Source organism: Microbispora amethystogenes, from assembly GCF_016863015.1.
Classification (GTDB): domain Bacteria; phylum Actinomycetota; class Actinomycetes; order Streptosporangiales; family Streptosporangiaceae; genus Microbispora; species Microbispora amethystogenes.
In genome coordinates, this window is record NZ_BOOB01000021.1 from 167,633 (window position 1) to 192,205 (window position 24,573).

The 24,573-nt window shown below is 73.0% G+C and carries 24 protein-coding genes; 11 read left to right on the forward strand and 13 right to left on the reverse strand.

Annotated features, from left to right (window positions below; translation table 11 throughout):
- Nucleotides 1-14: 14 nt before the first annotated feature.
- From Mam01_RS16635 to Mam01_RS16645, 3 genes are all read right to left on the reverse strand, one after another.
- Nucleotides 15-1,574 carry an ATP-binding protein gene (locus Mam01_RS16635; protein WP_204286215.1) on the reverse strand — a complete coding sequence of 520 codons (1,560 nt, stop codon included), beginning with the start codon at nucleotides 1,572-1,574 and terminating at the stop codon, nucleotides 15-17.
- An 8-nt stretch (nucleotides 1,575-1,582) separates the two neighbouring features.
- Entirely contained in the window at nucleotides 1,583-2,257 is a 675-nt protein-coding gene (locus Mam01_RS16640) for a response regulator (RefSeq protein WP_204286216.1), read from the reverse strand.
- 161 nt (nucleotides 2,258-2,418) lie between these two features.
- Nucleotides 2,419-3,171 carry a hypothetical protein gene (locus Mam01_RS16645; RefSeq protein ID WP_239101365.1) on the reverse strand — a complete coding sequence of 251 codons (753 nt, stop codon included), beginning with the start codon at nucleotides 3,169-3,171 and terminating at the stop codon, nucleotides 2,419-2,421.
- 124 nt (nucleotides 3,172-3,295) lie between these two features.
- Here Mam01_RS16645 and Mam01_RS16650 point away from each other — a divergent pair, with 124 nt between their 5' ends.
- Genes Mam01_RS16650 through Mam01_RS16660 form a run of 3 tightly spaced genes read left to right on the forward strand, consistent with a single transcriptional unit; the run spans nucleotide 3,296 to nucleotide 6,200 of the window.
- Nucleotides 3,296-4,339 carry an AAA family ATPase gene (locus Mam01_RS16650; protein ID WP_204286218.1) on the forward strand — a complete coding sequence of 348 codons (1,044 nt, stop codon included), beginning with the start codon at nucleotides 3,296-3,298 and terminating at the stop codon, nucleotides 4,337-4,339.
- Entirely contained in the window at nucleotides 4,336-5,256 is a 921-nt protein-coding gene (locus Mam01_RS16655) for a DUF58 domain-containing protein (RefSeq protein WP_150934022.1), read from the forward strand. The genes Mam01_RS16650 and Mam01_RS16655 overlap by 4 nt, the downstream gene beginning before the upstream one ends.
- The gene (locus tag Mam01_RS16660) at nucleotides 5,253-6,200 is read left to right on the forward strand and encodes a VWA domain-containing protein (RefSeq protein WP_204286219.1); all 948 of its coding nucleotides are present in this window, start codon (nucleotides 5,253-5,255) and stop codon (nucleotides 6,198-6,200) included. The genes Mam01_RS16655 and Mam01_RS16660 overlap by 4 nt, the downstream gene beginning before the upstream one ends.
- A gap of 5 nt (nucleotides 6,201-6,205) precedes the next feature.
- Here the strand turns inward: Mam01_RS16660 and Mam01_RS16665 are convergent, their stop codons facing one another.
- From Mam01_RS16665 to Mam01_RS16675, 3 genes are all read right to left on the reverse strand, one after another.
- Complete coding sequence (locus Mam01_RS16665) at nucleotides 6,206-7,222, reverse strand: hypothetical protein (protein WP_239101366.1); 1,017 nt, start codon at nucleotides 7,220-7,222, stop codon at nucleotides 6,206-6,208.
- 389 nt (nucleotides 7,223-7,611) lie between these two features.
- The gene (locus Mam01_RS16670; RefSeq protein ID WP_239101367.1) at nucleotides 7,612-8,613 is read right to left on the reverse strand and encodes a hypothetical protein; all 1,002 of its coding nucleotides are present in this window, start codon (nucleotides 8,611-8,613) and stop codon (nucleotides 7,612-7,614) included.
- Nucleotides 8,613-8,915, reverse strand: coding sequence for an RNA polymerase sigma factor (locus Mam01_RS16675; protein ID WP_204286220.1), 303 nt, complete (start codon nucleotides 8,913-8,915; stop codon nucleotides 8,613-8,615). Before Mam01_RS16675 ends, Mam01_RS16670 begins: the two co-directional genes overlap by 1 nt.
- An 83-nt stretch (nucleotides 8,916-8,998) precedes the next feature.
- On the opposite strand from Mam01_RS16675, the gene Mam01_RS16680 reads away from it, so the two are divergent.
- From Mam01_RS16680 to Mam01_RS16705, 6 genes are all read left to right on the forward strand, one after another.
- A complete protein-coding gene (locus Mam01_RS16680) occupies nucleotides 8,999-9,661 on the forward strand; it encodes a class I SAM-dependent methyltransferase (RefSeq protein WP_204286221.1) in 663 nt (220 codons plus the stop codon).
- On the forward strand, nucleotides 9,658-10,224 hold the full coding sequence (locus Mam01_RS16685; RefSeq protein WP_239101368.1) for a TrmH family RNA methyltransferase: 567 nt from the start codon (nucleotides 9,658-9,660) through the stop codon (nucleotides 10,222-10,224). Before Mam01_RS16680 ends, Mam01_RS16685 begins: the two co-directional genes overlap by 4 nt.
- Before the next feature lie 57 nt (nucleotides 10,225-10,281).
- Complete coding sequence (locus Mam01_RS16690) at nucleotides 10,282-11,079, forward strand: glycerophosphodiester phosphodiesterase family protein (RefSeq protein ID WP_204286222.1); 798 nt, start codon at nucleotides 10,282-10,284, stop codon at nucleotides 11,077-11,079.
- Between the two features lie 53 nt (nucleotides 11,080-11,132).
- On the forward strand, nucleotides 11,133-12,482 hold the full coding sequence (locus tag Mam01_RS16695; RefSeq protein ID WP_150934015.1) for an MFS transporter: 1,350 nt from the start codon (nucleotides 11,133-11,135) through the stop codon (nucleotides 12,480-12,482).
- A gap of 40 nt (nucleotides 12,483-12,522) precedes the next feature.
- Complete coding sequence (locus tag Mam01_RS16700) at nucleotides 12,523-13,962, forward strand: M48 family metalloprotease (protein ID WP_204286223.1); 1,440 nt, start codon at nucleotides 12,523-12,525, stop codon at nucleotides 13,960-13,962.
- A 163-nt stretch (nucleotides 13,963-14,125) separates the two neighbouring features.
- Entirely contained in the window at nucleotides 14,126-14,470 is a 345-nt protein-coding gene (locus tag Mam01_RS16705) for an RNA polymerase-binding protein RbpA (RefSeq protein ID WP_079316970.1), read from the forward strand.
- Between the two features lie 95 nt (nucleotides 14,471-14,565).
- Here Mam01_RS16705 and Mam01_RS16710 read toward each other — a convergent pair whose 3' ends face one another.
- The 3 genes from Mam01_RS16710 to Mam01_RS16720 all read right to left on the reverse strand — a co-directional run bounded on the left by Mam01_RS16710 (nucleotide 14,566) and on the right by Mam01_RS16720 (nucleotide 18,430).
- Nucleotides 14,566-16,722 carry an MMPL family transporter gene (locus Mam01_RS16710; RefSeq protein ID WP_204286224.1) on the reverse strand — a complete coding sequence of 719 codons (2,157 nt, stop codon included), beginning with the start codon at nucleotides 16,720-16,722 and terminating at the stop codon, nucleotides 14,566-14,568.
- 22 nt (nucleotides 16,723-16,744) lie between these two features.
- Entirely contained in the window at nucleotides 16,745-17,290 is a 546-nt protein-coding gene (locus Mam01_RS16715) for a TetR/AcrR family transcriptional regulator (RefSeq protein WP_204286225.1), read from the reverse strand.
- Between the two features lie 117 nt (nucleotides 17,291-17,407).
- Complete coding sequence (locus Mam01_RS16720) at nucleotides 17,408-18,430, reverse strand: zinc-dependent alcohol dehydrogenase family protein (RefSeq protein WP_204286226.1); 1,023 nt, start codon at nucleotides 18,428-18,430, stop codon at nucleotides 17,408-17,410.
- A gap of 445 nt (nucleotides 18,431-18,875) precedes the next feature.
- Here Mam01_RS16720 and Mam01_RS16725 point away from each other — a divergent pair, with 445 nt between their 5' ends.
- Nucleotides 18,876-19,847: an AraC-like ligand-binding domain-containing protein gene (locus Mam01_RS16725; protein ID WP_204286227.1), complete on the forward strand. Its 972-nt coding sequence runs from the start codon at nucleotides 18,876-18,878 to the stop codon at nucleotides 19,845-19,847.
- A 21-nt stretch (nucleotides 19,848-19,868) separates the two neighbouring features.
- Here the strand turns inward: Mam01_RS16725 and Mam01_RS16730 are convergent, their stop codons facing one another.
- The gene (locus tag Mam01_RS16730; RefSeq protein ID WP_204286228.1) at nucleotides 19,869-20,825 is read right to left on the reverse strand and encodes an SDR family NAD(P)-dependent oxidoreductase; all 957 of its coding nucleotides are present in this window, start codon (nucleotides 20,823-20,825) and stop codon (nucleotides 19,869-19,871) included.
- A gap of 154 nt (nucleotides 20,826-20,979) precedes the next feature.
- On the opposite strand from Mam01_RS16730, the gene Mam01_RS16735 reads away from it, so the two are divergent.
- The gene (locus tag Mam01_RS16735) at nucleotides 20,980-21,579 is read left to right on the forward strand and encodes a TetR/AcrR family transcriptional regulator (RefSeq protein WP_204286229.1); all 600 of its coding nucleotides are present in this window, start codon (nucleotides 20,980-20,982) and stop codon (nucleotides 21,577-21,579) included.
- Between the two features lie 81 nt (nucleotides 21,580-21,660).
- Here Mam01_RS16735 and Mam01_RS16740 read toward each other — a convergent pair whose 3' ends face one another.
- The 3 genes from Mam01_RS16740 to murQ form a co-directional block, all read right to left on the reverse strand.
- Nucleotides 21,661-22,473 (reverse strand): DUF1206 domain-containing protein, encoded by an 813-nt coding sequence (locus tag Mam01_RS16740; RefSeq protein ID WP_204286230.1) that lies wholly within the window; start codon nucleotides 22,471-22,473, stop codon nucleotides 21,661-21,663.
- A gap of 73 nt (nucleotides 22,474-22,546) precedes the next feature.
- Nucleotides 22,547-23,614: a serine hydrolase domain-containing protein gene (locus tag Mam01_RS16745; RefSeq protein WP_239101369.1), complete on the reverse strand. Its 1,068-nt coding sequence runs from the start codon at nucleotides 23,612-23,614 to the stop codon at nucleotides 22,547-22,549.
- Nucleotides 23,615-23,640: 26 nt separating this feature from the next.
- Nucleotides 23,641-24,543 (reverse strand): N-acetylmuramic acid 6-phosphate etherase, encoded by a 903-nt coding sequence (murQ, locus tag Mam01_RS16750; protein WP_204286231.1) that lies wholly within the window; start codon nucleotides 24,541-24,543, stop codon nucleotides 23,641-23,643.
- Nucleotides 24,544-24,573: the final 30 nt, after the last annotated feature.

Below are 24,573 nucleotides of genomic sequence, written 5' to 3' on the forward strand. Positions count from 1 at the left end.
CCTCACTCCGGGCCTCACTCCGGGCCTCGCTCTGGGTCTCCGTCCGGATCGTGTGCCCGGCGCGGCAGGCGCAACGTGAAGACGGCGCCGCCGTCCGGGGCGTTGGCGACGGTGAGGTCGCCCTGGTGCAGGCGCGCGTTCTCCCGCGCGATGGCAAGGCCCAGTCCGCTGCCCTCGGACCTGGCCCGGGCCGCGCTGGCCTTGTAGAACCGGTCGAACACGTGCGGCAGCACCGCTTCGTCGAGTCCCGGCCCGTGGTCGCGGACCTCGACGGCGATCCTGTGCTGGTCGGCGCGAAGCCGTACCGACACCGGCGGTTCGCCGTGCCGCAGGGCGTTGCCGACCAGGTTGGCGAGGACGACGTCCACCCGGCGCGGGTCCAGCCACGCCGTCACCGCGGCCGCGAGCTCGGTGCGCACCAGCTCCGACCAGCCCCGGACGCGCAGGGTCGCGCGCACCAGCTCGGCCATGTCGACCTCGTTCAGCGCGAGGGCCGCCACGCCGGAGTCGAACCTGCTGATCTCGATGAGATCGTTCACCAGCGCGGTGAGGTTGAGCGTCTCCCGGCTGACCAGCCTGGCGGCCCTGCCCGCGGGCTCCGGCAGCCCGGCCGCCTCCTCGTCCAGGACGTCGGCGACCGCGGCCAGCGCGGCCAGCGGCGTACGCAGCTCATGCGACACGTCGGCCACGAACCGGCGGGCGTCGGCCTCCATCGCGCGCAGCTGCTCGACGTGCCGTTCCAGCTCCGCGGCGGTGTCGTTGAACGTGCGCGCCACCTCGGCCAGCTCGTCTGAGCCGCGCACCTCGATCCTGGTCCGCATCTCGCCCCTGCCCAGCAGGCGTGCCGCCCGGCCGAGCTCGCGCACCGGGCGCAGCACGCCACGGGTGGCGAGCGACGCGAGGACGACCGCGAACGCCAGGGCCACCCCGCCGTTCTGCCAGGCGGACGCGGCGAGTTCGTCGATGCTGAGCTGCTCGGGAAGCAGGCTGCGCGCGGAGTAGACCTCGATCCCCGACACCCGCGCCGTCCGGTCCCGTTCGACGATCAGCAGCGGCGTTCCGATGATCAGGAAGGGCGCCCCCCGCCACACCACGCGCTGCCACGCGATGTCGCCGCCGGCCACCGCCCGCCGCAGCTCTCCGGGAACCATCCCGGGATCCAGGGCCGGGGCGCTCTCGTCCAGTCTCCAGTCCCCCGGCGGCCTGACCGGCGCGTTCGGGATCACTCCGGGATCCGGCGCCGGCCCGTTCCCGCCCGGCCTCCGGTCCCCCGGCGGTGGCCTGACCGGCGCGTACACCCCGTGGTAAAGGGCGATCGCGGAGCTGTTCCGGTCGGTCACCGCAGCGGCGATCTCGCCGAGCTCGTCCGGGCCCGGCGCCGGATTCCGCAACGGATAGAGGGCCTGCAGGCGGCCTCTCATCGCCTGCACCGCGGCGTCCTGGGTCCGCGCCAGGATGGCGGTGCGGGCCTGGACGTACATCCCGCCGGCCACCGCCGCCGCGGTGACCACGCACAGCAGCGCGAAGGCGGACAGCAGCCGGGCACGCAGCCCCAGGCTCGGCCGAGATGCCACCGGCGGGCTCACACCGGCCCGAACCGGTACCCGAACCCACGCACCGTCTGCACGTAGACGGGCGCCGCCGAGTCGTCCTCGATCTTCGCGCGCAACCGCTGCACGCACGCGTCCACGAGACGCGAGTCGCCGAAGTACCCGTGCTCCCACACCGACTCCAGCAGTTGCTGGCGGCTGTGCACCCGGCCCGGCGTGCCGGAGAGCTCGAGCAGCAGGCGCAGCTCGGTCGGGGCGAGGCTGACCGGCACGCCGCGGTTGGCGACCACCAGCCCGGCCCGGTCGATGGTCAGGTCCCCGTGCCGCTCCAGGTCCGCCTGGTCGCGGCCGACCCGCCGGAGCACCGCGCGGATGCGCGCCTCGAGCACCCTGGGCTGCACCGGCTTGACCACGTAGTCGTCGGCGCCCGCCTCCAGACCGGCCACCACGTCCATGTCGTCGCCGCGCGCGGTGAGCATGATGATCGGTAACTCCCGGGTGGCCCTGATGCGGCGGCAGATCTCGAACCCGTCCATGCCGGGCAACATCAGGTCGAGCACGACGACGTCGGGGAGGTCCGTACGCAGCCGCTCCAGGCCCTGCTCACCGGACTCCACCGCCCGCACCCGGTACCCGTGCCGGCTCAGGGCCAGCTCAAGGCCCTCCCGCACGGCCGGGTCATCCTCGATCAGCAACACTCGCGACACGCCGCCGGGTTTCACCGCACGCTCCACAACTCGCCTGCCGGGCAACCCCGTCCATTGTGGCGCGGCCGTGTCCCCGCCTCGTCAGCGGCGTGTCATGGTTGTGTCACGACCGCGCCGGCGGCGGCCGACAAGGACGTGCGCGCAGCACGTACGCGGAGAGGTCAGATGGGGCCGCGGCCGTCGTCGAGGTCCATCGGCCACGGCGACTCGCTGCCGCTCCCGGACGGGCCGGGGGTGGGCCGCTGCGGCACCGGTGAGGCGGGCTCGGGCGGCGGGCTGGGCACGAACTGCGTGTTCGGCAGCGGCCGGGCCGGTTCCTGCTCGTCCTCGCCGCGGAAGAGCAGCAGCCAGGCGGCCACGAGGAGCACGAGCACCAGCGTGGCCAGCAGCGTCGAGGCGAGCACGACCGAGCGCCGGGTGGCGACCGCCGGAGGCGGCGGGGCCGGCGGGCCGGGCACCGCGGGGGTGGCGTCGCCCTGCCAGTAGTGCAGGAAGTCGGGCCCGTGCCGCTGCCCGATGAGCGTTCCGGACACCGTGACCGGGTCGAGGAACCGCTCGGCCCCCGGGGCGTTCGGCGCGTACGGCACGGCCACCCAGGGGGCGGGACCGTCGTGCATGGCCAGGACGGGCGGCGTGTCGGGGGCGACCCGGCCGCGCATCCGGTCGACCAGCGTGGCGCCCCACCCGAGCACGCCCGTACGGCCCTGCCGCTCGGCCTCCTTGATCGCGGTGACGAACCGGTCCCGGGCCGCCGCGTCGAGGGCGGCGCCGCTGCTGAGGACCGCCACCGACACCACCCGGCCGTCGGGCGCCTGGCCCAGGTAGACGAGCCCGGCCTGGGCCGTGCGCAGGCGTGCCTGCAGCGCGATCGGCCCCACGTGGGTCGGGTCGCCGTACTGAAGAGGGGTCACCATCTCCTCCACATCAAAACACACAAGCACGACAACTCATGGGCGCGACAGGGGGTGTGGCGCGCGCCCGGACGGGCAAATGGGAGAGAAATGGATTCTCCCGCCGAGTCACGGTTGAATAACGAGCATGACCGTTGCCGATGAACGCAGTGACCCCGAGCCCGGCGAGGGCGTCGCGGAGCAGGAGGACGGGGAGGCTCGGCTGGATTCCCTGATGGACGCGCTCGCCGAGGTCCGCCGTGTGATCGTCGGGCAGGACCACATGGTCGAGCGGCTGCTGGTGGCGCTGCTCGCCCGGGGACACTGCCTGCTCGAAGGCGTGCCGGGGGTGGCCAAGACCCTCGCGGCCTCGACGCTGGCCGTCGTGACCGGCGGCTCGTTCGCCCGGATCCAGTTCACCCCCGACCTCGTGCCCAGCGACATCGTCGGCACCCGCGTCTACCATCCCGGTTCCGAGAGCTTCGACGTCGAGCTCGGGCCGGTGTTCGTGAACTTCCTGCTGGCCGACGAGATCAACCGGGCCCCGGCGAAGGTGCAGTCGGCGCTGCTGGAGGTGATGGCCGAGCGGCAGGTCACGCTGGCCGGGCGGACCCACCCGCTGCCCCGCCCGTTCGTCGTGCTGGCCACGCAGAACCCGATCGAGTCCGAGGGCGTCTACCCGCTGCCCGAGGTGCAGCGCGACCGGTTCCTGTTCCGGGTGGTGGTGTCCCATCCGAGCGCCCACGAGGAGCTGGAGATCCTCCAGCGGATGAGCGTCCGGCCGCCGGTGCCGAGGCCGGTGCTCGACCCGGCCACCCTGCTGCGGCTGCAGGACATGGCCGAGGAGGTCTCGGTCCACCAGCTCGTGGCCGACTACGTCGTACGGCTGGTCATGGCGACGCGGACCCCGTCGGAGTACGGCCTGCCCGACCTGGAGGACACGATCGAGATCGGGGTGAGCCCCCGGGCCACGCTGGGCCTGATCTCCGCCGGGCGGGCGCTGGCCCTGCTGCGCGGGCGCGACTACCTGCTGCCCGACGACATCCGCGACGTCGCCGTGGACGTGATGGCGCACCGGCTGATGCTCACCTTCGACGCGCTGGCCGACGAGGTGGACCCCGCCGAGGTCGTCGGGCGGATCCTGCGGACCGTGCCGCCGCCCCTCGTGGTGTGGAACCAGGGCATGCGATGAGCGGCGCGAACCCCGATCAGGCGCTGCGGCGGCTGGAGCTCACGGTGGTGCGGCGGCTCGACGGGCTGCTGCAGGGCCGCCACCAGGGCCTGATCCCCGGGCCGGGCAGCGAGCACGGCGACAGCCGGGTGTACGTGCCCGGCGAGGACGACGTGCGCCGCATGGACTGGGCGGTCACCGCCCGCACGACGGTCCCGCACGTGCGGGACCTGATCGCCGACCGGGAGCTGGAGACCTGGGCGCTGGCCGACCTGTCGGCCAGCATGGAGTTCGGCACCGCCGAGGTCTCCAAACGCGACCTGGTGATCTCCGCCGTGGGGGCGATCGGGATCCTCGCCGGACGGGTGGGCGACCGGTTCGGCGCCTACGTCCTGTACGGCGACGACGTGCACCGGTATCCGGCCCGGCAGGGCCGGCCCCGGCTGTACGCGTTACTGCACTCGCTGCTCGGCGCGCCGCCCGCGCAGGGCTCGGTCGATCTCGGGGAGGGTCTGGAGATGATGGCGGCGGCGCACCGCAAACGGGGGCTGCGGGTGGTCGTCTCCGACTTCCTCGACCCGGCCGACTCCTGGGAGCCGCCGCTGCGCCGCCTGGCCGCGCGGCACCAGGTGCTGGCCGTGGAGGTGGTCGATCCGCGCGAGCTGGAGCTTCCCGACGTGGGTTTCGTGACCCTCACCGACCCGGAGACCGGGCGCTCGCGCGGCGTCCACCTGTCGCGCGGGCTCAGGGAGCGGTACGCCGAGGCGGCGGCCGAGCAGCGCTGGGAGATCCGTACGGCGCTGCGCCGGGCCGGGGCCGCGCACCTGGTGCTGCGCACCGACCGCGACTGGGTGTTCGACCTCGCCGGATTCGTGCTGCGGCAGCGGCGCACGGCCCATCTGATGCGGCGGGCCGCGGGCAGGAGGGCGGGCGCGTGACCTTCCTGTCCCCCGGCTGGCTCTGGCTGTTCGTCCTGGTCGCGGTGCTGATCGCGGCGTACGTGGCGCTGCAGTTCGCCCGCCGCCGCTACACGCTGCGCTTCACCAACCTGGCGCTGCTGTCGCTGGTGGCGCCGGAGCGGCCCTCGTGGCGGCGGCACGTGCCTGCGGTGCTGTTCTTGATCATGATGGCCCTGCTGGTCATGGGCGCGGCCCGGCCCGCGGGCGCGGTCAAGGTGCCCAGGGACCGGGCCACCATCATGATCGCCGTGGACGTGTCGCTGTCGATGGATTCCAACGACGTCGAGCCCACCCGGCTCGTCGCGGCCAAGCAGGCCGCCCAGCAGTTCGTACGGGACCTGCCGGACCGGTTCAACGTCGGGGTGGTGGCCTTCGCCCGTTCGGCGGCCGTGGTGATCTCCCCCACGACCGACCACGCGGCCGTGACCACCGCGATCTCCAGCCTGACCACCCGGGCCGGCACGGCGATCGGCGAGGCGGTGTTCAACTCGCTCGACTCGATCAGGTCGTTCGACCAGCGGGCGGTGACCGATCCGCCGCCCGCGGCGATCGTGCTGCTGTCGGACGGCGACAACACCTCCGGCCGGTCGGTCAACGAGGCCGTGGAGGCGGCGGTCGGCGCCAAGGTGCCGGTGTCCACGATCGCGTACGGCACGCCGGAGGGAACCGTCACGATCGACAACCGGTCGGTGCAGGTGCCGGTCAACAAGGCCACGCTGCAGTCGTTGTCGGACGGCACCGGGGGCCGGGCGTACACCGCCGAGTCGGGCAGCGAGCTGCGGGACGTCTACGCCCAGATCGGCAGCTCGCTCGGCTACAAGGTGGTGCACCAGGAGATCACCCAGCGGTTCCTCGTCGCCGCGATCATCGCCGGGATGCTCGCCGCCGCCGCGGCCATGCTGCTCGGCGCCCGCATACCCTGACCGGATCACGCTCGCGTCCCGGCGACCGGCGCCTCATGGGCCGCCGCGCCGCCGGGCGCCGCCGGATGACGGGGAGCCCGGCGGAAGGCCAGCCCGGCCGCCAGGCACGCCACGGGCACCACGGGAAGCACGTAGCGGTGGTCGAAATCGAGCACGGCCACCGGCGCGACCAGCAGCGTGACGGCGACCGCCCAGGGCAGCGCCGCAGTCCGGGGCCGCCGTACCGCGCCCACGGCGCCCACCAGCAGGACGGCGGCCAGCAGCGGCCCGCGCAGGTAGGCCGGGTACTGGTAGGCGACGAGCAGATCGGCGTACGGCCGGACCGAGCGCATCCCGGTGAGACCCGGGTCGTATTCCCTTCTGACCTGCTCGACGAGCGGCTGATCGGCGGGTAGCGACCACATGCCTGCGGCGAAACCGAACGCGGGGACGACGCGCGCCGGGTGGGCGACGGGAGTCCAGGGGAACGCGAGCGCGGTGTCCCTCGCCACGGCGCGCAGGTAGTCCAGCGGCTGGGCGGCGATGGCGCGCAGCGCGAAGGCACGGGCCCGGTCGTTGAGCGCGGCGTGCCCGCCGGGGAGCCGGTTGAGGGAGGACTCCCTCGCCCACACGTACTCCCCTGCGGCGTCCAGGACGGTCCCGTTCGGGCACAGCGGAGCGAGGTCCGGCGGAGGACGGACGACCGAGCAGTCCGCGAAGGTCATGGTGCGGGCCCACAGCGCGACCCCGTCCCCGCCGCCGATCGCGAACCTGCCGTGGACCCCGGCGTACCATCCCGCGTACGCGGCGACCGGCAGCAGGCCGGACAGGGCGAGCACGGCCAGGCGGCGCCAGGGGACGCGGCGTACGGCGAGCACCAGCACGGCGAGCAGGATCAGCGGCAGCGCGATCGTCCGCGTGAGGGCGGCTCCCGCGAGGAGCAGGCCGGCGGCCGCGGCGGCGCGCGCGGACGGCACCGGGCGGCGGGCCAGCAGAGCCGTGGCCGCCACGACCAGCAGGATGAACAGCGAGTCGGAGAGCACCGCGTGCTCCAGGCGGAGGAACGACGGCGTCGAACAGCACCGGCGCCGAGGCGGCCACGGCGGCCCAGCCGGGCAGGCCCCCGCGGCGCAGCGCCGCGTAGACGACGACGCCGGTCGCCAGCCCCATCGCGTGCTGCACGGCGACGACCACCTCGACGCTGTGGAAGGGCAGGAGGGCACGCAGCAGCAGGGGGGCACGCCCGCGGCAGCCGGGCGTGCCCGCGGGCATGCCGGTGTCAGCGCTGGGCAAGCGGCCGGTGAAGGCAGGGATGGAGACTGGGGCGCCGGGCCGGACTCGGCCGCGACGCCACCGCGGCGGCAGGCGCGGGCGTGGAGGGGCGCCCGGTGCGGCTCGCGCCGCGACCTGGGCGGGGACCGCTTGGCCGTGCTCAGCGACGCTCGGGGCAGAAGGCGTCCCTGGGACGCGGCTGAGGGTTCGGTGTGGGATTGACCAGCATGAGCGCCTGTCCGTCGGCGACCATGACCCCTTCGTAGACGTACCAGGAAGCCGGGGCGGACGGCCTGGCGCTCTTGGTGACGTAGGAGGTGAACTTCGCCCGCACGCCGCGCTCCCGCAGCAGGGGCAGGACCTCGGCGACGGTCTTGTTGACGTAGTCCACGCAGTGGAAGGGCTCGCCCTCCGCGTCGACGGCCTCCAGGATGCCGTAGCGCTCCCCCGGCCGGGCGGCGCGGCCGATCAGCACGATCGCGTGCCCGTGGAAACCGACCGGGATGCGGAAGCCGATCGGGCAGCCGGCGAACCGCACGCACTCGCCCGGCGCCTCGATTGTGGTGATCGCGCTGTGGTCCCGGGTGCCGTCGAAATAGAGCGGCCGCCCCACCGAGGTCGCCGCCGTGGGCACGATCCGCACCTCCACGTCCAAGCCGCGCTGGCGCAGTTCACGCTGGTACGTCGCGGGATCGGCGAACAGGTCCCGCACCATGACGACGTAGTGGCCGCCCTCCCGCCTGATGTCGAGCGCGGCGGAGGCCGGAGCGGGACCGAGCCCGGCCGCTCCGGGGACGAGCCAGGACACGGCGAGCAGGACGGCGGCGAGCGGGAGGACGACCGCCGCCAGGCGGAGCCGGACATTCCGGAGGGCCCTGCGGGCCATGTGCCGGAGCCGGTCCCGGTGACCGCATGCCGGAGCCGGCCCCGAGACGATCTCCTCCAGCAGCTCCATGGCCAGCGGTGTCATCCCCGGGCCGGGGTCGGGGGCGATCCCGGCGACCAGGCGGCGCAGGTCGCGGTCGCGCGCGGAGTCCTGAACGCGTCCACGCGCGCGGTCGTGTACTCGGTCGTGTACTCGGTCGCACGCGGGGTCCTGTACGGGACCATGTGCGCGACCGTACGTGCCGCCGTGTGGGCGGTCCTGTGAGCGGTGGTCCATCACGCCTCTCCTCCCGCCAGCGCCGCCATCCGGACCCCGTACCGGGCCATGTCCACTCCCGCGGAGCTCAGCTCCGCGGCGAGGCGTTTGCGGGCCCGGTGCAGCCGGAGGCGGGCGGCCCCGCGCGAGCAGCCGAGCACCGTGGCGATCTCCGCCGACGCCAGCCCTTCCCAGCTCGCCAGCGCCAGCACCTCGCCGTCGTCGGGGCCGAGCCGCCAGAACGCCCGGCGTACGGCGTACGGCGTCGAGCTCCTCGTGGTCCGGGCCCACCGCTGCTCCCCCGTCACCGTTTTCCCCGCCATCTCGTACCTGTCCGGAAGGCCGGAAGTGTTTCACCCCGTCTCCGCGGAGATCACCGCTCCGCGCCGTTGGTACGTTTGGGCACGTGGCCCATTACTTCGAGGAGCGTCCCGAGGCGGACAGCCGGCCGGGGACGGTCACCCTGGTCCTCCCGGATCTGCACCTGCGCCTGGAGACCGACAGCGGGGTGTTCTCCCCCGAGCGGATCGACGCCGGGACCCGGGTGCTGCTGGAGAGCGTGCCCGCGCCCCCGCCCGACGGCGACCTGCTCGACCTGGGCTGCGGCTACGGCCCGATCGCGCTGACCATGGCGTCCCGGGCGCCGGGGGCGACGGTCTGGGCCGTCGACGTGAACCGCCGCTCGGTGGAACTGTGCCGTCGGAACGCCGCGAGCGCCCGCCTTGACAAAGTAAGGTCGGTGCACGCCGACGAGGTGCCGGACGACGTGAGGTTCCGGGCCATCTGGTCGAACCCCGCTATCCGGATCGGCAAGGCCGCCCTCCACGCCATGCTCACGCGGTGGCTCGACCGGCTCACGCCCGATGGCAGCGCCTACCTCGTCGTACAGAAGCACCTGGGCTCCGACTCGCTGCAGCGCTGGCTGAACGAGCAGGGCTGGCCCGCCACACGGCTCGCCTCCAGGTCCGCCTACCGCGTCCTGCGGGTGGACGCCCGGCCCGCACCCTCCCCCACACCGTCCCCTCGACCGTCCGCCGTACGCGGCTTTTCCGGCGACCAGGAGCGATGAGCGCCCCGATGAACACGACCAACCCGCGTAGGCAGCTCAAGCCGACCGACGTCAAGCGGCTCAACCGCACCTGGCGCCGCAACACCGAGGGCCGTCTGGCGCTGATCCTCGAATCCGTCACGGGCCCCTTCAACATCGGCTCGGTCTTCCGCACCGCCGCGGCGTTCGGCGTGCAGACGATCTGGCTGGCCGGAAACGCCACCCCGCCCACCAACCCCAAGGCCCAGAAGACCGCGCTCGGCACCGACCGGCTGGTCGAGTGGCACGAGCCGGTCCCGGTGACCGACGCCGTGCGCGCCGCCAGGCAGGAGGGCTACCGGGTCGTCGCCGTCGAACTGACCGGCGACGCCGCGCCGCTGCACGAGGCCGCGCTGGACGGGGATGTCTGCCTGGTGCTGGGCAGCGAGGACCACGGCGTCTCCCCCGCCTGCCTGGAGGCCGCCGACGCCGTGGCCTACATCCCGCAGGTGGGGAGGGTCGGATCGGTCAACGTGGCGGTCGCGGCGGCGATCGCGATGGCCGAGGCCAGGCGACGGGAATGGGCGTCGATGGGCGCCTCGTGACCCAAATGTTCATGTCCGCGCGCTGACGCACTCTCCGAGACCCGGCATACTCCTTTCGTGCACCGCCGTTTCGCCTTCCTCGACCATCCCGGCCCGCTCGCCTTCGCGCACCGCGGCGGTGCCGCCGAGGGCCGGGAGAACACGATGGAGGCCTTCTCCAGGGCCGTCGGCCTCGGCTACACCTACCTGGAGACCGACGCCCACGCGACCTCCGACGGCGTCCTGCTCGCGTTCCACGACCACACCCTCGACCGCGTCACCGACCGCGCCGGGCGCGTCTCCCGCCTCCCCTACCGCGAGGTGCGCGAGGCGAGGATCGGCGGACGGCACGAGATCCCCCTGATCGAGGACCTGCTCGGCACCTGGCCGGACGTGCGGTTCAACATCGACGTCAAGGAGAGCGCCGCGATCGCGCCGCTCGCCCACGCCATCCGCCGCACCGGCGCCCACGACCGGGTCTGCCTGACGTCGTTCTCCGACGCCCGGCTGTCGCGCGCCCTGCGCGCGATCGACCGGGAGGTCTGCTACTCGCTCGGCCCGCGCGGCCTCGCCGCCCTGCGCACCGCCGCGATGGGCGGCGGGTACGGCAGGCTGCTGTCCGGGCTGGCCCGGGCGGGGGTCCCGTGCGCGCAGGCGCCGATCGGGTTCCGCGGCCTGCGGGTGACCACCCGCGCCCTCGTACGGACCGCGCACGCGATCGGCATGCAGGTGCACGTGTGGACGGTCAACGACCCGGCGACGATGGCCCACCTGCTCGACCTCGGCGTGGACGGCATCATGACCGACAACATCAGCGGCCTGCGCGACGTCCTCAAGTCGCGCGGGCAGTGGCACCCCCGCCCGGTGGTCCCGTAACCCCCGTCCCCCTGACCCGCCCGGCACGACCGCTCCACACGCGAGGAGAGACGATGACCGCCCCCCAGGTCGTTCAGGAGGAGCTTCCCGGCGCGCGACGGCGTGAGCAGCGCGGCTGGTACTGGTACGACTGGGCCGACTCGGCGTTCCAGACGACGGTCCTGACCGTCTTCCTCGGGCCGTACCTGACCTCGGTCGCCACGACGGCGGCGGGCGGCCCGGAGGGCTTCGTGTCGTTCCTGGGCCTGGACCTGCGGCCGAAGGCGTACTTCACCGCGATGGTGACGATCTCGGTGCTGCTCCAGATCGTGGTCATGCCGGTCGTCGGCGCCCTGGCCGACCACACCGGGCGCAAGCGGCACATCCTCGGGTCGCTCGCCTTCACCGGCGCGGCCGCCACCCTGGGGTTCTACCTCGTCTCGGGCGACGCGTACCTGCTGGGCGGCGCGCTGTTCCTGCTCGCCAACGTCACCTTCGGCTCGGCGCGGGTCGTGTACGACTCCTTCCTGCCCCAGATCGCCGGGGCGGAGGAACGCGACACGATCTCCAGCAGGGGCTGGGGCTTCGGCTACCTCGGCGGCGGCCTGCTGCTCGCGCTCAACCTGGTGGTCTACCTGTTCGCCGACATCGACAAGGGCCTGGCGGTACGGATCAGCCTGGCCTCGGCCGGCCTGTGGTGGGGCGCCTTCACGATCATCCCGATGCTGCGCCTGCGCGACCGGCGGGTGCCGGTCCACGAGGCGACCGCGGCGCGGGCGGTCGCCGGCAGCGTGCGCCAGCTCGGCCGTACGATCGCCGAGGCGCGCCGCTATCCCCGCACGCTGCTGTTCCTCGCGGCCTACCTGGTCTACAACGACGGCGTGCAGACCGTGATCGGGTTCTCCGCGACGTACGCCGACCAGGAGCTGGGGCTGGGGCAGACCCACCAGATCGGCGCGATCCTGATGGTCCAGTTCATCGCGGTGGGCGGCGCCCTCGGGCTGGGGCGGCTCGCGGCGGTGTTCGGGACCAAGCGCACGGTTCTCGCCAGCCTGGTGGTGTGGACCGTGGTGGTGGGGGTGGCCTACTTCCTGCAGAAGGGCGCGGCCCTGCAGTTCTACGCGATCGCGTTCGCCATCGCGATCGTCATGGGCGGCACGCAGGCGCTGTCGCGTTCGATGTACTCGCTGGTGATCCCGCCGGGGCGGGAGGCGGAGTACTTCAGCCTCTACCAGGTCAGCGACAAGGGGTCGGCGTTCCTCGGCTCGCTGGTGCTCACGCTGGCGCTCCAGCTCACCGACAGCTACCGCACCGCGATCGTCTCGCTGATCGTGTTCTTCGTCCTCGGATTCGTGCTGCTCACGACCGTCAACCTGCCCCGGGCCATCCGCGAGGCGGGCAACGAGGTCCCCGACCACATCTGAGGGCGCGTTCTGGGAGGGATCGTCCGTGCTGCCTGGAGGCATGACCCCGCGACGGGCGGTCCGGCTGGTGCTGACCCACCGCGCCAGGGCCTTCGTCCCCGCCTGGCTGCGGGCCGGCTGGTGGCCGCCCCTTCCCGGAGGGCGGGAGGTGCGGCGCTGGGCCCGCGCCCCGGGCTGGGTGGGCAACGGGCTCGCGCCCGCGGTGGCCGTCGCGATCTCCACGCTGGTCGCCTGGCACCTCGGTCATCGGGGCGAGGAGTTAGTCCTCGTCGCCGGGGTCGCGCTGGCCGCCGGCCGGCTGGTGCCCGTCGTCTGGCCCGCACCGGTGCGGGATCGGCACGTCGCCCGGCGCGCGGAGCACCCCGACCTGCATGCGATGGTCTCCGAGGTGGCCGGCGAGCTCGGGGTCCGGCGCCCGTCACGCGTGTGTCTCGCCCCCGTCGCCGAGAGCGGTGGCACCCGGCTGGGGCCGCGGCGTACGGAGCTGTGGATCGGCCTGCCCTACCTCATGGGGTTCGAACGGGCGGAGCTGCGCGCGGTGATCGCCTTCGAGCTCGTCTTCCTGGAAGCGCGCCGGTCGTGGCCGCTCGGCGCGCTTTGGGAGGTCTGGAAGGCGGGGGTGCGGATGAAGCCCGCCGTGCAACGGGAGATCGGCGCGGTGGTGCGGGCCCTCGTCACCGAGGCCGACATGGCCGGCTGCCGTGTGTCGGATCCGCGGACCACGGCGAACGCGGTTCTGCGCGGCATGCTCATGAGCCTGTCCTTCGACTGGTTCGTGCACCGCTACGCCGCGGATCTGCCCGCCCACCGGTATCTTCCGCTGGACCTCTACCCGGCCTGGCGCTGGAAGGTGCACAAGGACGACCTTCTGGCCCGGCTCATGCCGCGATACCTCGAACTCTCCGCGGCCGACTCCCTGGGCCTCGACGCGACCAGCCGCATGGCGGAGCTGGGGGTCGTCCTCGATCAGCCGCCCGGGCCGGCGGCGGACCCGATCATGTCCACGCCCGGTCTCGCCGTCGAGGCGCGGTTCGCCCGCTGCCGGCTCGGCGACGTCCTCGCCGGCACCCCGGCCATGCGCCGTGAGCTCACGTTTCCCGACGTTCCGGAAACCGTCTGGGATGAGATCATGAAGTGCCGCCATGACCAGGTCCTCCGGGCCGCGGCCGCGCTCACCGGTCGTGAGCACCTGACCCTCGCCGACCTGATGGAGATCCTCGCGGCCGGGCGCGGTGCGGAACTCGTCCGGGAGCACAGGGAGGGGGTGTGTACCCACCCCACGGCCGGGGTCTGTGTCCTTTTCCCCGTTCTCCATCGCCATCTGCGGACGAAGGGCTACAGGTACGGTCAGGCGCTGCGCCAACGAGAACTCATCGGCCCCGGAGGAGACCGCGTCGACGTGATACAGCTCGCCGAGGCGATCGAGCGGGGTGGCCCATTACCCGAGATCGTGCCTCTCCGGTATCAGCCGGCGGGTTAAGTCGATCTTGAGGGAGCGCTTTATACCGCACAGCTGGGACCGGTGGGACGGAAAAAGCGCGATTGGATCAGGTCTCGGCTGGGAATCCCTTCACGGTATCAGGCGTTGTACGCGGTGGCGAACGAACCCCCTCGAAGGCGGGGACCTCAGGAGGCTTAAGAACATGGGCGAGCGTGCACTTCGCGGTACCCGGCTCGGCGCGACCAGCTACGAGAACGACCGCAACACCGATCTGGCGCCTCGCCAGGAGGTGACCTACACGTGCCCGAAGGGCCATCTCACCACCGTCCCGCTCGCCGTCGAGGCCGAAATCCCGACGACCTGGGAGTGCCGTCACTGCGGCAGTCCCGCGCTGCGGGTGGACGCGGAGCAGCCGCAGCAGAAGAAGGCGAAGCCGCCGCGGACCCACTGGGACATGCTTCTCGAGCGCCGTTCGATCGAGGACCTTGAGGAGGTGCTCAACGAGCGCCTCGCCATCCTGAGGGAGCAGCGGCGCAAGAGCGCGTAGGACGCCTGTGACGCCCCCTGCGGCCCTGATCTCCAGGGCCGCAGGGGGCGTTTCTCGTGTGTCGGAGGGCGCGTGCGGGCGCACCGAGTGGCGCGTCAGGACACCCCGGCCCGCTCCGGGGGCTCGGCGGCGGTGAGGTGGTGGCGCAGGCGCTCGCCCTCGACGTCGAGGTCGGGCAGCGCCCGGTCCAGGGCACGGGGCAGCCACCACGCGGCGCGGCCGAGCATGGACATCACGGCGGGGACGAGGGTCATCCGGACCACGAAGGCGTCGACGAGCACGCCGACGGCCAGTGCGAAGCCCATCGACTTGATGATCGGGTCGTTCATGAACACGAACCCGCCGAACACGGCCGTCATGATCAGCGCCGCGGCGGTGACGACCCGCGCGTTGTGCCCCATGCCGTTGATCGTCGCCTGGCGGGGAGCGTCGCCGCGCACGTAGTCCTCGCGCATCCGCGAGACCAGGAACACCTCGTAGTCCATGGCCAGGCCGAACAGGATGCCGATGAGCAGGATCGGCAGGAAGCTGACCAGCGGGCCCGGCACGTCCACGCCCAGCAGGCCGGCCAGGTGACCCTGCTGGAAGATCGCCACGGTGATGCCGAAGGTCGAGCCGACGGTGAGCAGGAAGCCCAGCGCGGCCTTGACCGGGACGAGGATCGAGCGGAAGACCAGCATCAGCAGCAGCACCGACAGGCCGACCACCAGCAGCAGGTACACCGGCATGGCGTCGGCGAGCTTGTCGGAGACGTCGATGCCGACGGCCGTGGCGCCGGTGACGGCGATCTCGGCGCCGCCGATGCCGGCGACCTTGGCGCGGATGGCGTGGACGGCGTCCTCGGTGGCCGCGGCGGTGGGCCCGGCCTTGGGGATGATGGTCAGCAGCGCGGTGGTGCCCGCGGCGTTCGGCTGCGGAGGGGCCACGGCCAGCACGCCGGGGGTCTGCTGGATCAGCTTGGCGGCCTGCCCGGCGGCGGCGGTCGTGGCCGCGCGGTCGGCGCCGGAGACCACGGCGATCAGGCGGGCGTTGAAGCCCTCGCCGAATCCCTCGCTGGTCAGGTCGTACGCCTCGCGGGCCGGGGTGCCGGGGGCGGCGGTGCCGGCGTCGGGCAGGGCGAGGCGCAGGTCCTGGGCCGGCAGCGTGAGCGCGCCCAGGGCGAGGACGCCGGCCACCAGAATCGGCACGCGCAGCCGGGTGACCAGCCGTCCCCAGGTGTAGCCGAAGCCGCGGCCGGCCGCGCCCACGTCGTCCCCGGTGCGCTGCCTGCGGGGCAGCACGCGGGCCCCGGCGTACGACAGGAAGGCCGGCAGCAGCGTGAGGGCGACCAGGACGGCGACGGCCACGGTGCCCGCGGCGGCCAGGCCCATCACGCTGAGGAACGGGATGCCGACCACCGACAGGCCGGCGAGCGCGATGACCACGGTGGCCCCGGCGAACACGACCGCCGATCCGGCGGTGCCGACCGCCCGGCCGGCGGCCTCCGCGGGTTCGACTCCCTCGGCGAGGAACTGGCGATAGCGGGAGGTGATGAACAACGAGTAGTCGATGCCGACGGCCAGGCCCAGCATCAGCGCCAGCACCGGGGTGACGGAGGTCAGTTCGACGACGCCGCTGAGCGCGAACAGCCCGCCCATGCCGGCGCCCACGCCGATCAGCGCGTTCAGCAGGGTCATCCCGGCGGCCACCAGCGAGCCGAAGGTGACGATCAGCACCACGGCGGCGATCACGACGCCGATCCCTTCCGACCCGCCGACCTCCGGCGCGGCCTTCAGGATCTCGCCGCCGTGCTCGACCCGCAGCCCCGCCGCCGAGGAGCCGGCTTTGAGGTACGCCGCGCGCTGGGCGTCGGTCACGTCCTCGACCGCGTGGGCGAACTGCACCTGGACCAGGGCGTAGCGGCCGTCGGGAGAGACCGCGCCGGTCCGGAACGGGTCCAGGGCGGCGACGACGCCGGGAATGGCCGCGGCCTCCTTGACCACGGGCGCGACCGCGGCGGGCGCGAGCTTCCGGCCCTGCGGAGCGGCGACCACGATGGCCCCGGTGGCACCGCTGGCCTGCGGGAACTCCTTGGCCAGTGCGTCGAGCGCCCGCTGCGACTCGGTGCCGGGCATCGAGAACTTGTCGCCGGCCGGGCCGTGGAAGGCCGCGGCGGCCAGGCCCAGGACCACCAGCAGGAGCAGCCACAGGGCGGCGACGCGCCCGCGCCTGCGGAAGGAGAACCGGCCCAGCCGGTACAGCAGGGTTGCCACAGAGATCTCTTTCTCGGGAGGGTCAGCCGGTCGGCAGACCGAGCGTCCGCAACGCGCCGCGGGTCAGTTCCGCGCGCAGTGTCTCTTCGGGGATCACGCATTCACTGGCGCTGGTCAGGATGATCCCGAGCATCGCCATCCAGGCCCAGACGCGGGCCTGGGGGGCGTCCGAGCGGCCCGACAGGGCCTCGGTGAGCCGTTCGACGATGTGGTCGGCGGCGGGCAGCTCCGGCCGGTTGATCAGCGCGTCGACGTCCTGCAGGAGGATCTTCACCTGGAGCCGGAAGCGCAGGGACAGGTCGACGAGCCCGGTGACGGCGGCACGGGCCGCCTCCTCACCGCGCAGCCCGGCGAGCCGCCCTTCCAGCTCGGCGAACTCCGGTCCGACGGGCGCCAGCAGCTCGGTCAGGATCGCGTCCTTGTTGGTGAAGTGGTACAGCAGGGACGCCTTGGAGCAGCCCGCGTCCGTGGCGATGTCCTGCAGGGAGGTGCCACGGAAGCCGTGGGCGGCGAACAGCCGCACGGCCGAGTCGAGGATGTCCGCGCGCGTTGTGGTTGCGCGTGCCATGCGGACACCTTAGCTGACCGATCGGCCAGTAATTGACCGATCGGCCAGGAGATGCTGCCTTTGTGATGGAATTAACGCTGCTTCCCCGAAGACGCGGCTTTCCCGTAGACGTAGGCGTCAGGGGCGCAGCAGGACCTTGACCGCCCGGCGCTCGTCCATGGCCTTGTAGGCCTCGGCGGCCTCCTCCAGGGGAAGTTCGAGGTCGAAGACCTTGCCGGGGTCGATCTCGCGGTCCCAGATCAGCCGGATCAGCTCCGGCAGGAAGCGGCGCACCGGGGCCGGGCCGCCGTGCAGGTGCACGCCGGAGAAGAACAGCTCCATGGCGGGCAGCTCGACTCCGTGGGTGACGCCGACGTAGCCGACGTGCCCGCCGGGACGGGTGGAGCGGATGGCCTGCATCATCGACTCCTGGGTGCCGACCGCCTCGATGACCGAGTGCGCGCCCAGCCCGCCGGTCAGGTCCTTGAGCCTGGCCACGCCTTCGTCGCCGCGTTCGGTGACGATGTCGGTGGCGCCGAACTCGATCGCGAGCTTCTGCCGGTCGGCGTGCCGGCTGAAGACGACGATCCGCTCGGCGCCCAGCCGGCCCGCGGCGAGCACGCCGAGCAGGCCGACGGCGCCGTCGCCGACGACCGCGACGGTCTTGCCGGGACCGGCCTCGGCGGCGACCGCGGCGAACCAGCCGGTGCCCAGTACGTCGGAGGCGGCCAGCAGGCTCGGGATCAGGTCGGCTCCGGGCATTTCGGGGGTGGCGACCAGGGTGCCGTCCGCCAGGGGGACGCGGACCAGCTGCGCCTGGGTGCCGATGGCGCCCATCGGCACGGCGTGCACGCAGCGGGACTGGTAACCGGCCCGGCAGATCTCACAGGTGTTGTCGGAGGCGAAGAACGAGCCGACCACGAACTGGCCGGGCGTGATGTCGCGGACCTCGGCGCCGACCTCCTCGACGACGCCGACGTACTCATGTCCCATCGGGGACGGTCCGTCGTGTGTGGTCACACCTCGGTAGGGCCACAGGTCCGATCCGCAGACGCAGGCCGCGGACAGCCGGATGATCGCGTCGGTCGGTTCGAGGATCTCCGGGTTCTCGCGCTGCTCGACCCGGACGTCACCGGGGGCGTGCATCACCACGGCTCGCATCTCGTCACTCCTTCGTGAGTCTCTCCCAGCGGCTTGCCTACGGACCGCTGGCCGAACCACCGGGCCACGACCCAGTGAACGCGCTGGTCAGAGGGCAGGGAAGGCACCGATGATAGGCGTACCGGCAGGACGCCCCGACCACGGCGCCGGCCCGTTCGGTGTGGCCCGGGTGACACCGACGTGCTGCGGGCGGCCCCGCCGCTGGTGCGGGGAGTCAGCCCGCCGGCCTACGGACGGGTTCACGTTCTCACGCACCGCGACCTCACCGTCACGGGCGCGATCTTGACTGCGGCTTTTCACCAAGTCATCATCCTGCTGTTCTCCGGTGCAGGCTTGATCGCATTCACGGCGCATGGCGGAGGTGCTTCGCGGCGAAGGAAGCAGCCATTCCATAAACGACGCCCAGCTGAGGACAGAGATGAAAATCGCGTGGAGCACCAGAGACATGGCCGTGCCGGATCGGTTCACCTTCTGGAACGACACCATGTCGAGGACGCTTGTGCCGGTGCGGCTGGCCACGGACCATCCCGCCCGCTTCAACGGATCGGCGCAGGTGTTCGGCCTCGGCGCACTGCAGTTCTCCCTGATGAACCACTGCCTGCTGCAGGCGAGCCGGCCCGCGAAGCTCATCCGGCAGTCGGATCCGGAAGTCTTCCAGTTGCATCTCGTTCTCAACGGCCGGGGCCGCATGACTCAGGCGGGACGGGATGCCGCCTTCCAGACGGGGCAGCTGCTCCTCATCGACTCCTCCCGGCCGTTCGGGGGATGGCGGGGATCCGCCGAGGATCCGGCCAGGTCACTGATCGTCCAGTTCCCCAGGGCCGCGCTCGGGCTGCGGTCCGACATGGTCGGGCAGCTCACCGCCGCGCCGATCCCCATCCGCCACGGCATCACCCGTGTCCTGGCCGGGCACCTCAAGCACCTGGCGGAGAACGCCGACGGGCTCACGCCCCGTGACGCGCAGACGGTGGCCGCCGTCACCTTCGACCTGGTCGCGGCGGCCTGCGCCGACCGGCTGGAGGCCACCGCGCTGCTGTCACCCGAATCGCGACGCCAGGCCCTGCTGTCGCTGATCCACGACTTCGTCCGGCAGCGGCTCGGCGACCCGGACCTCACCCCTGCGACGATCGCCGCGGCCCACCAGATCTCCGTACGGCACCTGTACAAGCTCTTCGAGGAGCAGGGCGTCACCGTGGCGGCCTGGATCCGCCGCTGCCGGCTGGAACAGTGCCACCGCGACCTGGCCGATCCCCGGCAGCGTTCCCGTCAGATCCAGGACATCGCCACTCGGTGGGGCTTCGCCGATGCCGCGACCTTCAGCCGGGCCTTCCGCGCCGCGTACGGCATGTCACCCCGTGATCACCGCAGACTGGCGGCGGGCGACGGCCCTTCGGAGGACGCTCCCCCGCGGCCCTGACACCTCCCGGCGATGTCGGGGTCAGAGGTCGAGCAGGTCGGCCGACACCTGCCAGAGGAGGGTGGCCGCCTCCGGATCGAGCGCGTACTCGGCCACGCCCCGGCGGGTGCCCGGGCGATGCGGCCCGGCCTCCTGGCAGTCCTCGAAGTATCGCCCGGTGACGCCCTCCACCAGCGGCGAGGCCGCGAGCAGCACCGACGTGGCCGCGCCCTGCTCGGGCGTCTTCCAGGCGGGGCCGTCGCCGCCCATCTGGGCGCGCATGCGCTGGAGCTCCTCCTCGGTGACGTGCCGCTGGAGGTTGGTCGGGATCGCGCCCGGCATGAGCGCGTTGACCACGATGCCGTCACCGGCCCAGCGCCTGCCCGCCTCGACCGCGAACAGCACGTTGGCGGTCTTGGACTGCCCGTAGGCCAGCCACGGGTCGTACGGGCGCTCCCGGAACTGGATGTCGTCGAAGACGACCGGCGAGCGCAGGTGGGCGCTGGAGCTGACCGACACGACGCGGGCGCCGCCGGCCGCCGCGAGCGCCGGGCGCAGGCCGGCGGCGAGCGCGAAGTGCCCGAGGTGGTTGGTGGCGAACTGCGACTCCCAGCCCTCGGGGGTGCGCGCCTCGGGCGAGGCCATCACGCCCGCGTTGTTGACCAGGATGTGCAGCGGCCCCTCCCAGGTCGCGGTGAAGGCCGCGACGGACGCCTGGTCCATCAGGTCGAGCGGTGCCACCCGCACCCGGGCGTTGCCGGTGGCGAGGGCGAGGTCGTCGGCCACCCGCTTGCCCGCGCCGAGGTCGCGGACCGCGATCGTCACCTCGGCTCCCGCGGCGGCCAGCGCCCGCGCGGTCTCGACGCCGATGCCCGACGCGCCGCCGGTCACGACCGCCCGCCGTCCGCGCAGGTCGACGCCCTCGATCACCTCGGCGGCGGTGGAGCCGGCGGTGAACGGCGTGGTGACGCGCGTCTTCTCAGTCGTGTTCCGAGTCATGTTCGTTCCCCGTCCCGTACGGCGGCGCGGGCCCCCTGGGAGTCCGGGCCGCTACAATCAGAACAAACCGGAGGAACCTCCGGTACGACTGCGACTCTAACCGGAGCGTCCTCCGGTTAGCAACCCGTGCCGTAACCCGTGCCGTGGAGGAGCCGTGTCCGCCCCCGCTCGACCGACCGGAGTCAAGCCGTTGCGCGCCGACGCGCGGCGCAACCGCGAGCGGCTGCTCGACGTCGCCGTACGGGCGTTCTCCCAGGAGGGGCCGGACGTCACGCTCGACGCGATCGCGAAGGAGGCGGGCGTCGGCATCGGCACGCTCTACCGCCACTTCCCCACGAGGGAGGCGCTGATCGAGGCGGCCTACCGCAACGAGCTGGCGAAGCTGTGCGACGCGGCGGCCGGGCTGCTGGAGGAGATGCCGCCGGACGTGGCGCTGCGCACCTGGATGGACCGCTTCGCCGACTACCTCGCGACCAAGCGGGGCATGGCGGACGCGCTCCGCGCGGTGATCGCCGCCGGCGCCAACCCGTACGCCCACAGCCGTGACCGGCTGGTCGGCGCGATCGGCACGCTGATCGAGGCGGGGGCCGCCGCCGGGGTGTTCCGGCGGGACGTGGCGGCAGAGGACGTGCTCACCGGCATGAACGGCGCCTGCCTCGCCGCCGGCGAGCCCGCGCAGCGCGAGCAGGCCGGACGGGTGATCGACCTGCTCGTGGACGGCCTGCGCCACGGCGCTTCCGGGGCGACGGCCTGAGGGCGCCGCCCGTCACCGCTGTCATGCCGAGGGCCGGCGGCGCGCCCCCCAGCGCGCAACCGGCCCCCTCGATGGATCCGCTCACACCCGGTGCCAGCGGGCCTCCGCGAAGCAGTAGACGGCGAACAGCACCAGGCCGATCGCGACCACGACCAGCAGCCACGGACCGGCCGGGGTGTCGGCGAGCGCCTTGAGCGCGTCGTCGATGCCGGCCGCCTTGTCCGGGTCGTACGTGAGGGCCGCCTGGCCGATCAGGGCGCCGGCGGCCAGGGCGATGACGCCGCGGGCGATGTAGCCGGCCTTGCCGAGCTTGACCACGACACCGCGGGCCCGGGGCTCGGTCACGTGCATGTCCCGCATGAACTTCTCGGTCCAGCCCTCGTAGATCCAGTACACGCCGAGGGCGATCACGCCGAGAGCCAGCAGGCCGACCAGGAACTGCCCGCCGGGCAGGTCGAACAGCGCCTTGGTCGCGTCCTGCGACTGGCTGTCGGACGAGGCGGCGGCCTTGTTCTGGGTGAGCAGCGCCACCATGGAGTAGACGAGGGCGGCGTAGACGACGGCCCTGGCCACGGCCTCCACCCGCTCCCTGGCCTCGGGCCGGCCCCAGACGGCTTCGGAGATCTGCCAGATCACCAGCGCGGCCAGGCCGACCGCCATGAGCCACAGCAGGGGGTCACCCAGGGGGGAGTCGCGCACGATCTGGAGCGCGCTGCTCTTGTCGGCCTCCCCGCCGCCGCCGAAGGCGATCTGGAGCGCGACCAGGCCGATGATGGCGTACAGGACGCCTCGGGCGGCGAAGCCGACCTTGGCGAGTTTTTCCAGGGCGGGGTGGTCGGCCGCCCTCCGGGCCGTGCCTTCCAATCGCCGGCCGGTCTGATGCGCGGTCGTCATCACGGTTCTCTCCCTCTGGAGGCGGATCGATCTTCCTGCTGACCCAGAGAAGGAGGATTAAACGTCGGCCTGCTCAACCCGCCAGGCGCAGGGCCTCGGCGGCGACGGCGTGCCGCAGGTCGCGGATGCCGGGCCGTCCCCGCAGGGGATGCACGTTGTTGGTGAGCAGCACGACGGTCAGGCGGCGGGCGGGGTCGACCACCAGCGACGTGCCGGTGAAGCCCGAATGGCCGAACGCGCCGGTGAGAGGGCCCACGATGGCCGGGTCGCCGATCCGCACCCCGAGCCCCTGCCGGAAGGCGGCGCCCGGGACGCCCTGGTCGCGCAGCATCTCGGCGGTCCACTCGGGAGACAGGATCGGGCCGCCGCCGGTGCGCAGCGCCTCGCCGAAGCGGACGAGATCGGCGGCGGTGGAGAACAGCCCGGCGTGCCCGGTCACGCCGCCCAGCGCGTGGGCCGTCTCGTCGTGCACCTCACCTCTGACGCAACCGGCGGCGCTTCGCTCCGGCTTGAACTCGGTCGCGACGGCCCGCTCCGGCTCGACCGGCCCGTACGTCGTGGCACCGAGGCCGAGCGGCCCGGTGACCCGCTCGCGCACGAGCACGTCCAGCGGCGCGCCGCCGGCGGTCTCCGCCACCCGCCCGGCCGTGATCATGCCGACGTCCGAGTAGAGGTGGGTGCCCGGCGGCATCTGCGCCGGGGTGGAGAGCACCAGGTCCCAGCGGGTCTCCTCCGGCTCCCTCTCCACCCGGCGGCTCGCGGGCAGGCCGGCCGAATGCGTCAGCAGGTGCCGTACGGTGATCCCGGGCCGGTACCCGTAGAACCGGGGCAGCCGCGCGGCCACCGGCTCGTCGAGGCCGAGCGTGCCCTCCTGGGCCAGTGAGACCACCACCGCCGCCGTGAACATCTTGGTCAGCGAGGCGATGTCGAAGAGCGCGTCCATCGCGACGGGGGGCAGCCCTGAATCCAGCCCGAACAGCGGTTCCTCGGCGGGCCCGGCGTACCGCACGGCCTCCCCCACGGCGGCCGCGGCGACCGTACGCCCGTCCAGGGCGATCACGGCGACCGCCGCCGCGGCGACCCCGGGCACGGCGGCGTGCAGGATCTCGTCCAACCCGGACGCATTTACAAAGTAAGGCACAAGGTCACCTCTCGCCGGATGTCCGGTCAGGCGCCGCGCAACGCCGGGCCGAGCCGGTCGCCGTGCGCGGCGAGCAGCGCCCTCGCGTCGTCGGCCCCGACCCCACGCTCGATCATCACCACGGCCGTCTTCACGTCGCGCCCGGCGTGCTCCAGCACCTCCCGGGCGTCCGGCACCTCCGCGCCGGTGATGTCGGAGACGATGCGGGCCGCCCGGTCGACGAGCTTGGAGTTGCTGGCCACGACGTCGACCATGAAGTTCCCGTACGTGCGGCCCGACCTGATCATCGTGATCGTGGAGATCATGTTGAGCACCAGCTTCTGGGCCGTGCCCGCCTTGAGCCGGGTCGAGCCGGTGACGACCTCCGGCCCCACGATGACCTCGATCGCCCGTTCGGCGGCCAGGGCGAGCGGGGTGCCGGTGTTGCAGGCCAGGCCCACGGTCAGCGCGCCGCGCCGCCGGGCCTCCTCGACCGCGCCGACGACGTACGGCGCGCGCCCGCTGGCGGAGATGCCGACGACCGAGTCGAGCGGGCCGGCGCTCTTGTCGCGGATCACGGCGGCGCCGGCTTCGGCGTCGTCCTCGGCGCCCTCGACGGAGCGCACCAGCGCGGCATCGCCACCCGCGATGATGCCCTGCACCAGGTCGGGGTGGGTGCCGAAGGTCGGCGGGCACTCCGACGCGTCGAGCACCGCGAGCCGCCCCGAGGTGCCCGCGCCGACGTAGAGCAGCCTGCCGCCGTCCGCCATCCGGGCGGCGATCGCGTCGACGGCCGCGGAGATCGCCGGGACCGCCTGGCCCACCGCGGCCGGGACGGCGGCGTCGGCGGCGTTCATCAGGCGCGCGATCTCCTCCGTCGGCATGGTGTCGATTCCGCTGTAGCGGGGATCGCTCTGTTCGGTGGCGAGAGCGGCGAGTGAGTGCGTCATGGTTCCTCAGCTTCGGAGTGCCTTGTACTG